General features: G+C 68.1%; 12 protein-coding genes. All 12 read right to left on the bottom strand.

What is annotated here, in order from left to right; all coding sequences use genetic code 11:
• Positions 1 to 596: sodium/proton-translocating pyrophosphatase (locus B3E43_RS01020; protein WP_292026034.1), on the bottom strand; the 596-nt coding region annotated here is incomplete at its 3' end.
• 172 nt (positions 597 to 768) lie between these two features.
• Positions 769 to 1,185 (bottom strand): hypothetical protein, encoded by a 417-nt coding sequence (locus B3E43_RS01015; RefSeq protein WP_292026033.1) that lies wholly within the window; start codon positions 1,183 to 1,185, stop codon positions 769 to 771.
• 37 nt (positions 1,186 to 1,222) lie between these two features.
• Positions 1,223 to 2,212 carry a thiamine-phosphate kinase gene (gene thiL / locus B3E43_RS01010; RefSeq protein ID WP_292026032.1) on the bottom strand — a complete coding sequence of 330 codons (990 nt, stop codon included), beginning with the start codon at positions 2,210 to 2,212 and terminating at the stop codon, positions 1,223 to 1,225.
• 8 nt (positions 2,213 to 2,220) lie between these two features.
• Positions 2,221 to 2,751, bottom strand: coding sequence for a transcription antitermination factor NusB (gene nusB / locus B3E43_RS01005; RefSeq protein WP_292026031.1), 531 nt, complete (start codon positions 2,749 to 2,751; stop codon positions 2,221 to 2,223).
• Positions 2,748 to 3,209 carry a 6,7-dimethyl-8-ribityllumazine synthase gene (gene ribH / locus B3E43_RS01000; RefSeq protein ID WP_292026053.1) on the bottom strand — a complete coding sequence of 154 codons (462 nt, stop codon included), beginning with the start codon at positions 3,207 to 3,209 and terminating at the stop codon, positions 2,748 to 2,750. Before ribH ends, nusB begins: the two co-directional genes overlap by 4 nt.
• Complete coding sequence (gene ribB, locus B3E43_RS00995; protein ID WP_292026030.1) at positions 3,206 to 4,339, bottom strand: 3,4-dihydroxy-2-butanone-4-phosphate synthase; 1,134 nt, start codon at positions 4,337 to 4,339, stop codon at positions 3,206 to 3,208. The genes ribH and ribB overlap by 4 nt, the downstream gene beginning before the upstream one ends.
• Positions 4,339 to 4,929: a riboflavin synthase gene (locus B3E43_RS00990; RefSeq protein ID WP_292026029.1), complete on the bottom strand. Its 591-nt coding sequence runs from the start codon at positions 4,927 to 4,929 to the stop codon at positions 4,339 to 4,341. Before B3E43_RS00990 ends, ribB begins: the two co-directional genes overlap by 1 nt.
• Positions 4,929 to 5,558: a RibD family protein gene (locus B3E43_RS00985; RefSeq protein ID WP_292026028.1), complete on the bottom strand. Its 630-nt coding sequence runs from the start codon at positions 5,556 to 5,558 to the stop codon at positions 4,929 to 4,931. The genes B3E43_RS00990 and B3E43_RS00985 overlap by 1 nt, the downstream gene beginning before the upstream one ends.
• Complete coding sequence (gene nrdR / locus B3E43_RS00980) at positions 5,558 to 6,028, bottom strand: transcriptional regulator NrdR (protein ID WP_292026027.1); 471 nt, start codon at positions 6,026 to 6,028, stop codon at positions 5,558 to 5,560. The genes B3E43_RS00985 and nrdR overlap by 1 nt, the downstream gene beginning before the upstream one ends.
• 7 nt (positions 6,029 to 6,035) lie before the next feature.
• The gene (glyA, locus tag B3E43_RS00975; RefSeq protein ID WP_292026026.1) at positions 6,036 to 7,319 is read right to left on the bottom strand and encodes a serine hydroxymethyltransferase; all 1,284 of its coding nucleotides are present in this window, start codon (positions 7,317 to 7,319) and stop codon (positions 6,036 to 6,038) included.
• 81 nt (positions 7,320 to 7,400) lie between these two features.
• The gene (locus B3E43_RS16155; protein WP_414631330.1) at positions 7,401 to 7,556 is read right to left on the bottom strand and encodes a DUF6898 family protein; all 156 of its coding nucleotides are present in this window, start codon (positions 7,554 to 7,556) and stop codon (positions 7,401 to 7,403) included.
• A 19-nt stretch (positions 7,557 to 7,575) separates the two neighbouring features.
• The coding region (locus B3E43_RS00970) for an aminotransferase class I/II-fold pyridoxal phosphate-dependent enzyme (RefSeq protein WP_292026025.1) at positions 7,576 to 7,807 on the bottom strand (232 nt) is incomplete at its 5' end.

Raw genomic sequence — 7,807 nt, 5'->3', positions numbered from 1 at the left:
ACCTTGCCCACCAGGTCGGCGCCCACGTCGGCGCCCTTGGTGAAGATGCCGCCGCCCAGACGGGCGAAAATGGAGATCAGCGAGGCGCCGAAGCCCAGGGCCACGAGGCCGTCGATGACCTCACGGCTGGTGGGCTCGAAGCCCATGCCGGCGGTCAGGATGGCGTAGTAGCCGGCCACACCCAGAAGGGCGCCGCCCGCCACGAACATGCCGGTGATGGCGCCCGAGCGGAACGCCAGGTCAAGCCCCTTGCCGAGGCTCTCCGACGCGGCCTGCGCCGTGCGGACGTTGGCCCGCACCGAGATCAGCATGCCGGCGAAACCGGCCAGGCCCGACAGGACCGCGCCGATGACGAAGCCGATGGCGGCCCACTCGCCGATCAGGAAATAGGCGGCGACGAGGATGACCACGCCAACCATGGCGATGGTCGTGTACTGCCGCTTCAGATAGGCCGAGGCGCCCTCCTGGATCGCCGCGGCGATCTCGCGCATCTTGTCGTTGCCGGTACTGGCCTTCATCAGCGAGGCGGTCTGGACCAGTCCATAGAGGACCCCCAGCGCGCCTGCGGCGATGACCAGCCACAGATAGTTGCTCATGACGTTTCCAAGTCCTGTGATCTTCAGACGCCCGGTCCCTTGGCGCGGTGGGCGTTATCCGCCTCTTTCCGCCTTCCGGTCCCCCCGTGCGCACCGGACGCAGGTTGCGTCCTTGGGGAATTGCGGCGGAAACGTGCCAAATACCGACAGGCGACGCAACAGGCGATATTGATCAGCCGGTCTGGACGCCGGTCCGACGGCGCGGGGCCTGACTGACGATCTCGACGCGTGTGACGGAGCCGCGTCCGGCGATTGTCGCCGCAGACCGCATCAGGCTGGCGGACACGGCCGCCCCGTCGATTCGGGTCCAGTCATCCGCCACCACGAAGGGCGTCCGATGAGCGGCGCGAACCAGGGCGTCGCGCAGAAAGGCCTCCTTCGCGCGCATCGTCTCCGGCGTCGCTGAACCGCCCAGATGCAGACGAAGCGAGACGAAGACGTAGTTGCGCAGTCGCCCCCCCGCGATGATCGGCAGGCCGACCCCCGGCATACTCAGGCTCTGCCCGCCCGACGGCGCATCTTCGGCCAGCGCCGCGGGGGCGATGGCGGACAGGGCGGCGGTGGCGGCGATAAGGTCACGACGGCGCATGGCGACACAGTGACGCCCACGCCTTGAGAAATCGTTGTCAGCTGTGCGTGAAGCCGGAACGGTCGAATGTGACCGTCTGACCGCCGAACCGGGCCACGACACCCTGCCCCGCCGCCACCCGCCCGATCCGGGTCAGGCGCAGATGCCGCCGCTCCGCCTCCTTGCGCAGGGCGGTCTCGTCGCGGGCGGAAGCGGTGAAGGCGATCTCATAGTCGTCGCCGCCGGTGACCAGCTTCTCAAGCGCCGCCTGTTCATCGACGCGGCCGTCGAACCAGGCCTGGCCGGCGGCCGACAGGGGCACGGTCTCGAGGTCGATCTCGATGCCCACCCCACCGGCTTCCGCCAGATGGCCCAGGTCGGCGATCAGACCGTCGGAGACGTCGATGGCGGCGCTGGCGAACTCACGGACCGGCAGGGCGAATTCCGTGCGGGGCATGGGCGTGCGAAAGTGGTCGGACAAGGCCGCGACCCGTTCGGGGTCCAGCGACAGCCTGTCCTGCACCGCCTCCAGGCCCAGCCAGCCATCGCCGATGGCGCCGGTCACAAACACCAGATCACCGACCCGGGCCCCGGCCCGGCCGACGGTTCGACCTTTCGGGGTCCAGCCCAGCAGGGTCATGGAGAAGCTGGCAGGGCCCGGAGTGGCGACCGTGTCCCCGCCCAGCAGCGCGACGCCGAACGCCTTCTGGTCGACGCGCAGCCCGTCGCAGAACGTCATCCGCTCGGGCCAGCCACAGCGCGGCGACCAGTGGCAGGCCAGCATGTAGCCGAACGGTTCGGCGCCCTTGGCGGCCAGGTCCGACAGGTTCACCCGCATCAGCTTCTTCGCCACGGTGTCGAGTGGGTCGGTGGGCAGGAAATGAACCCCCTCGACGATCGCGTCCTTGGTCAGGACCAGATCGTGGCCGGGCCGCGAGGGCACCACGGCGACGTCATCCGTCAGCCCCCGGCCCCATTCCGGATGGGCCAGCGGCGCGAACAGCCGCCGGATGGTCTCGAACTCGCCGGCGACGTCGACCGCGGGCATCGGCGCGACTAGCCCTTCGGTCGGACGTCTCGGGCGACGCCGTCCAGCGCCGCATTGACGAATTTCGCCTCGGCGTCGTCGAAGAAGGCCTTGGCCAGTTCGACATATTCATCAATCACGATCTCGCGCGGCACGTCCTGACGGTCCCGCAGTTCCCATGCGCCGGCGCGCAACAGGGCCCGCAGGGTGGAATCCAGCCGCTCCAGCCGCCAGTTCGAGGCCAGCCGCGCCTTCACCGCCGTGTCGATGTCGCGTTGGCCCCCGACTACGCCGCGCACGATCTCGGCGAAATACGCCTCGTCCGCCTCAGCCAGCGGCTCGCCTTCCATATCGGCATCGAAGCGGTGGTTCGAGAACTCGGTGATGACCGTTTCCACGCCCTCCCCGGCCAGTTCCATCTGATAAAGCGCCTGGACGGCGGCGAGGCGCGCGACAGTGCGGGCGCGCCGCTGGCGGCTGGTCAGCTGCGGCTCGGCGCGCTGCTTTTCGGCCTCGGCGAGTTGCTCGAGCACGGACTTGAGGCTGGCGGGTTCGGTCACGCGCCCAGTCCTACGCGCAGCCGCTTGCGCAAGGCAATGAGGTCCATGCAGGCGCGCGCCGCGCCGCCGCCCTTGTCGCCCTCGCTGATCCGGGCCCGGGCCCAGGCCTGGGCCTCGTCCTCGGTGGTCAGGATGCCGTTGCCGATGACCACGCCGTTGAGGCCCAGGTTGCGGATGCCGGCCGCCGACTGATCCGAGACGATCTCGAAATGATAGGTCTCGCCACGGATCACGCAGCCGAGCGCGACGAAGCCGTCATAGCGCGGGGCGGTCGGATAGCGGCCGGCCTCGACGGCCAGGGCGATCGCCGTGGGAACCTCCAGGGCGCCGGGTACGGAGACCACGTCGAACTGCACATTCTGCGCACGCAGGGCGTCCTTCGCCCCTTCCAGCAGCGCATCGGCCAGATCGTCGTAGAACCGGGCCTCGACGATGAGGACGCGGGTGGGATCGTTCAGGATTGGTCTTCTCCGTCCATGTCGCGCCAGCCGACGATGCGCAAGCCATAGCCCTCAAGCGCGGCGGGGTTGGGGCGGGTCGAGCTCATCACGATCATGTCGCGGACCCCGAGATCCAGCAGGATCTGGGCGCCGACCCCGTAGTTGCGGATTGAGCGGTCAACGGCAGCGGGCTTTTCCACCCCGGCCAACCGTTCGGCGAGACCGTGCAGGTCGGGGTCGCGCAGAAACACGGTTACGCCCGCGCCGTCATGGGCGCTGATCGCCTCGAGGGCCCGGGGCACATAGTTCTGGCGCGCCTCGACATGGCCGAGAATGTCGGCGGCGAAATCGACCTGGTGCATCCGCACGAGGGTCGGCTTTCCGGGCTCGATCTTGCCCTTCACCAGGGCGATGTGCTCGGCGCCCTCGATGGTGTTCCGGTACAGCATGAGGCGGAACGGCCCGCCGTGGATGCTCTCGAACGGCGTGTCCATGACCCGCTCGACATAGCGTTCGGTGCGGCGGCGATAGGCGATCAGATCGGCGATGGTGCCGATCTTGAGGCCGTGCAGCTGGGCGAAGGCGACCAGATCGGGCATCCGCGCCATCGAGCCGTCGTCGTTCATGATCTCGCAGATAACGCCGGCGGGCGTCAGTCCCGCCATGCGGCTGATATCGACCGCCGCCTCGGTGTGACCGGTGCGGACCAGCACCCCGCCGTCGCGAGCGACCAGCGGGAAAACATGGCCCGGCGAGACGATGTCATCGGCGCCCTTGGTCGGATCGGACGCCACCTGGACGGTGCGGGCGCGGTCGGCGGCGCTGATGCCGGTGGTCACACCATCGCGCGCCTCGATCGAGACGGTAAAGGCCGTACCCATGCTGGTCCGGTTTTCGGCGGCCATGGGCGGCAGCCGCAACTGGCGTGCGCGTTCCGCCGTAATCGCAAGGCAGATCAGGCCGCGGGCGTGGCGAGCCATGAAATTGATCTGGTCCGGCGTGGCGAACTGGGCCGGGATGATGATGTCGCCCTCGTTCTCACGGTCCTCGGCATCGACGAGGATGTAGGGCTTGCCGTTGCGGGCGTCCTCGAGGATGTCCTCGATGGGGCTGATCGGGCTGTCGTTCATGTTCGCGGCCAGTTGCATCACGCCGTCTCCTGCCACCGCGCGAGGTATCGCGCCAGCATGTCGATCTCGAGATTGACCACGTCGCCGGCCTTCAGCCCGCCCAGAGTGGTCGCTTCCCAGGTGTGGGGAATGATGTTCAGGCCGAAAGTTCGACCCTCGACGGCGTTCACCGTCAGCGAAACCCCATCGACCGTGATCGAGCCCTTGGCGGCGATATAGCGATGCAGCGGCGCCGGCGCCTCGATGTCGATCCGGTGCGAACCGCCCTCGGGCGTCACCGAGACGACCCGGCCCAGTCCATCCACATGGCCCGAGACGATATGGCCGCCGAGTTCGTCGCCCAGTTTGGCGGCCCGCTCCAGGTTGATTGGATCGCCCTCGCGCCAGTTCCCGAGCGTGGTCTTTGACAAGGTTTCTCCCGAGACCTCGACCGCGAACCAGCCGCGCCCCTTCTCGGTGACCGTCAGGCAGCAGCCCGCATGGCTGATCGAGGCGCCGAGGTCGATGCCGGCGGTGTCCCAGGCAGTCTCGATCTCATAGCGGCGATCGCGCTCGGTCTGCCGGACCGAACGGACCCGGCCGATGTCTGTGACAATGCCTGTGAACATCAGAGCCTCTCGTAGCGCTCCCACAGGTCGTCACCGCAAGGCTCGACCGCAAGGCGCCGGAACCTGGGAGCGTCAGCCAGCTTCGCAAGGGCCAGCGCCGCCACACAGGGCCGCCCCTCCCCACCCAGCAGGATCGGTGCGCGGAACCACTCCAGCCGGTCGACAAGTCCGGCGCGAAGGAAGCTGGCCGCAACCTGTCCACCACCCTCGATCAGCACAGAAGCGACACCCCGGCGATTGAGCGCGGACAGGCAGGCGGCCACGCCCGGGCGGCCGTCCTCAGCCTTGACCTTTTCGACGACTGCGCCGCCGATCTGCGCGGGCTCGGCGACGGTCAGGATCAGGCTGTCTCCGCCGCTCGCCAGCTTCGCCGTGGTCGGCGTGCGCAGGCGGCTGTCGAGCACGACCCGCAGCGGCTGATCTACCGGCCGCCCCGGAAGGCGGGCCGTCAGTTCGGGATCGTCGGCGAGCACCGTCTCGACGCCGACCAGAATGGCGTCATGCGCCGCGCGCAGGCGGTGGCCTTCCAGCCGCGCCGCCTCGCCGGTGATCCATTTCGACTCGCCGGACGCCGTCGCAATCCGGCCGTCGAGGGAGGTGGCCAGTTTCAGGGTGACCTGTGGTCGCATCAGCTCCGGCCGGACTCGTCGTCCAGCCCTTCGTCGCCGAGAAATTTGGCGAAGTCGCCAGTGTGGCGGAAGTCCTTGTAGACCGAGGCGTAGCGGACGTAGGCGACCTCATCGACCGACTTGAGCGCCTTCATGATGAAGTCGCCGACCGTCGAGGACGGGATCTCGGTTTCGCCCAGGCTTTCCAGCTGGCGGGTGATGCGGCTGACCAGCTGTTCGATCTGTTCGGCCTGCACCGGACGTTTGCGCAGGGCGACGTTGAGCGACCGCTCCAGCTTGTCGCGGTCGAACGGCGCGCGGCGGCCGTTGCGCTTCAGGATCATCAGCTCGCGCAGCTGAACCCGCTCGAAGGTGGTGAACCGCCCGCTGCACTGCGGGCAGGACCGACGGCGGCGGATGGCGGCGCCGTCATCCGACGGGCGACTGTCCTTCACCTGGGTGTCCTGATGGCCGCAGAAGGGGCATTTCATCGCGGGTCTATCCGTAGATCGGGAAGCGGCGCGTGAGCTCGCGCACCTCGCCGGCGACACGTTGCGACACGCCGGCGTCCGCCTCGTCCGTGCCCTTCATCGAGTCGATCACATCGGCGATCCAGTGGCCGACCTGCTGGAACTCGCCGACGCCGAAGCCGCGCGTCGTGCCCGCAGGCGTGCCCAGGCGAACGCCCGAGGTGATGGTGAACGGGGCGGTGTCGAACGGCACGCCGTTCTTGTTGCAGGTCATCAGGGCGTGTTCGAGCGCCGCCTCGGTGGCCTTGCCGGTCACGCCCTTGGGCCGCAGATCGACCAGCATCAGATGGCTGTCGGTGCCGCCCGAGACGATCGCCGCGCCGCGCTCGACCAGAACGGCGGCCAGGGCCTGCGCATTGAGCACGACCTGTTTCGCATAGAGTTTGAACTCGGGCTTGAGCGCCTCGCCGAAGGCCACGGCCTTGGCGGCGATGACATGCTCCAGCGGTCCGCCCTGCAGGCCGGGGAAAACCGCCGAGTTGATCTTCTTGCCCAGTTCGACGTCGTTCGACAGCACCATGCCGCCGCGCGGCCCGCGAAGGGTCTTGTGCGTCGTGGTGGTGACGACGTGGGCGTGCGGCAGCGGGTCGGGATAGACGCCGCCGGCGATCAGGCCCGCATAGTGGGCCATGTCGACCATCAGATACGCCCCGACGCTGTCGGCGATCTCGCGGAAGCGTTTGAAGTCGATGTGACGGCTGTAGGCGCTGGCGCCGGCGATGATCAGCTTCGGCTTCTCGCGCTCGGCCATTTCGGCGACGTTTTCGTAGTCAATCAGGCAGTCGCTCTCGCGAACCGTATAGGTCACCGGCCGGAACCACTTGCCCGACTGGTTGGCGGGCGAGCCGTGGGTCAGGTGGCCGCCGGCCGCCAGATCCATGCCCAGGAAGGTATCGCCGGGCGTCAGCAGGGCCTGGAACACCGCCTGGTTGGCCTGGGCGCCCGAGTGCGGCTGGACGTTGGCGAAGGCGCAGCCGAACAGCGCCTTGGCGCGCTCACGGGCGAGGTTCTCGGTGACGTCGACATATTCGCAGCCGCCGTAGTAGCGGCGGCCGGGATAGCCCTCGGCGTATTTGTTGGTGAGGACCGACCCCTGCGCTTCAAGCACCGCCTTCGAGACGATGTTTTCGGAGGCGATCAGTTCGATCTGTTCCTTCTGCCGGCCCAGTTCGCCCTGGATCCCGCGGTGGATATCGGGATCAGCCTCGGCGAGGCTCTTCGAGAAATAGGCGTCGTGGGTGAAGGCGGTCACGAAGGAGCCCCGATACTAGAGTTGCGCCGAAACAGGCGACTCCTCTACGCCGCCGACCGACCGACCACAACATCTGGTGGGTCAGCGCGACGCCAGCGCCCGCTTCAGCTTGGCGATGGCGATCCGCTCGAGACCCGTCCGCTCCGTCACCGGTCCGATCGCCGAGGCCTCGACGCCCGTGGCGACGTGCACGGCGGAGCATTTCAGATAGGCCCCGTTGCGGGTCAGTTCGACGATGACCTCGCCGATGTCTGGCTCAGGCGACGGCAGGGAGGCGCGCCACGTTGCAGTGGGTCCACAGCCGGTCCATCGCCCTGACGAGGTCGTCCATCATGGCGTCGGTGTGGTTCGGCGACGGCGTGAAGCGCAGTCGCTCGGTGCCCTTGGGCACGGTCGGATAGTTGATCGGCTGGACATAGACGCCGTGCTCTTCCAGCAGCATGTCCGAGATCATCTTGGTGTGGACCGGATCGCCCACGAACACGGGC

The sequence above is a fragment of the Brevundimonas sp. UBA2416 genome (assembly GCF_002343105.1).
GTDB lineage: Bacteria > Pseudomonadota > Alphaproteobacteria > Caulobacterales > Caulobacteraceae > Brevundimonas.
Note: the sequence above shows the minus strand (reverse complement) of the source record. Positions and strands in the feature narration are given on the sequence as shown.

Excerpts from the sequence above, each read along its gene's own strand:
- B3E43_RS01015 (WP_292026033.1), bottom strand. The coding sequence starts at position 1,185 with ATGCGCCGTCGTGACCTTATCGCCGCCACCGCCGCCCTGTCCGCCATC.
- thiL (WP_292026032.1), bottom strand. The coding sequence starts at position 2,212 with ATGCCCGCGGTCGACGTCGCCGGCGAGTTCGAGACCATCCGGCGGCTG.
- ribB (WP_292026030.1), bottom strand. The coding sequence starts at position 4,339 with ATGCAACTGGCCGCGAACATGAACGACAGCCCGATCAGCCCCATCGAG.
- B3E43_RS00990 (WP_292026029.1), bottom strand. The coding sequence starts at position 4,929 with ATGTTCACAGGCATTGTCACAGACATCGGCCGGGTCCGTTCGGTCCGG.
- B3E43_RS00985 (WP_292026028.1), bottom strand. The coding sequence starts at position 5,558 with ATGCGACCACAGGTCACCCTGAAACTGGCCACCTCCCTCGACGGCCGG.
- nrdR (WP_292026027.1), bottom strand. The coding sequence starts at position 6,028 with ATGAAATGCCCCTTCTGCGGCCATCAGGACACCCAGGTGAAGGACAGT.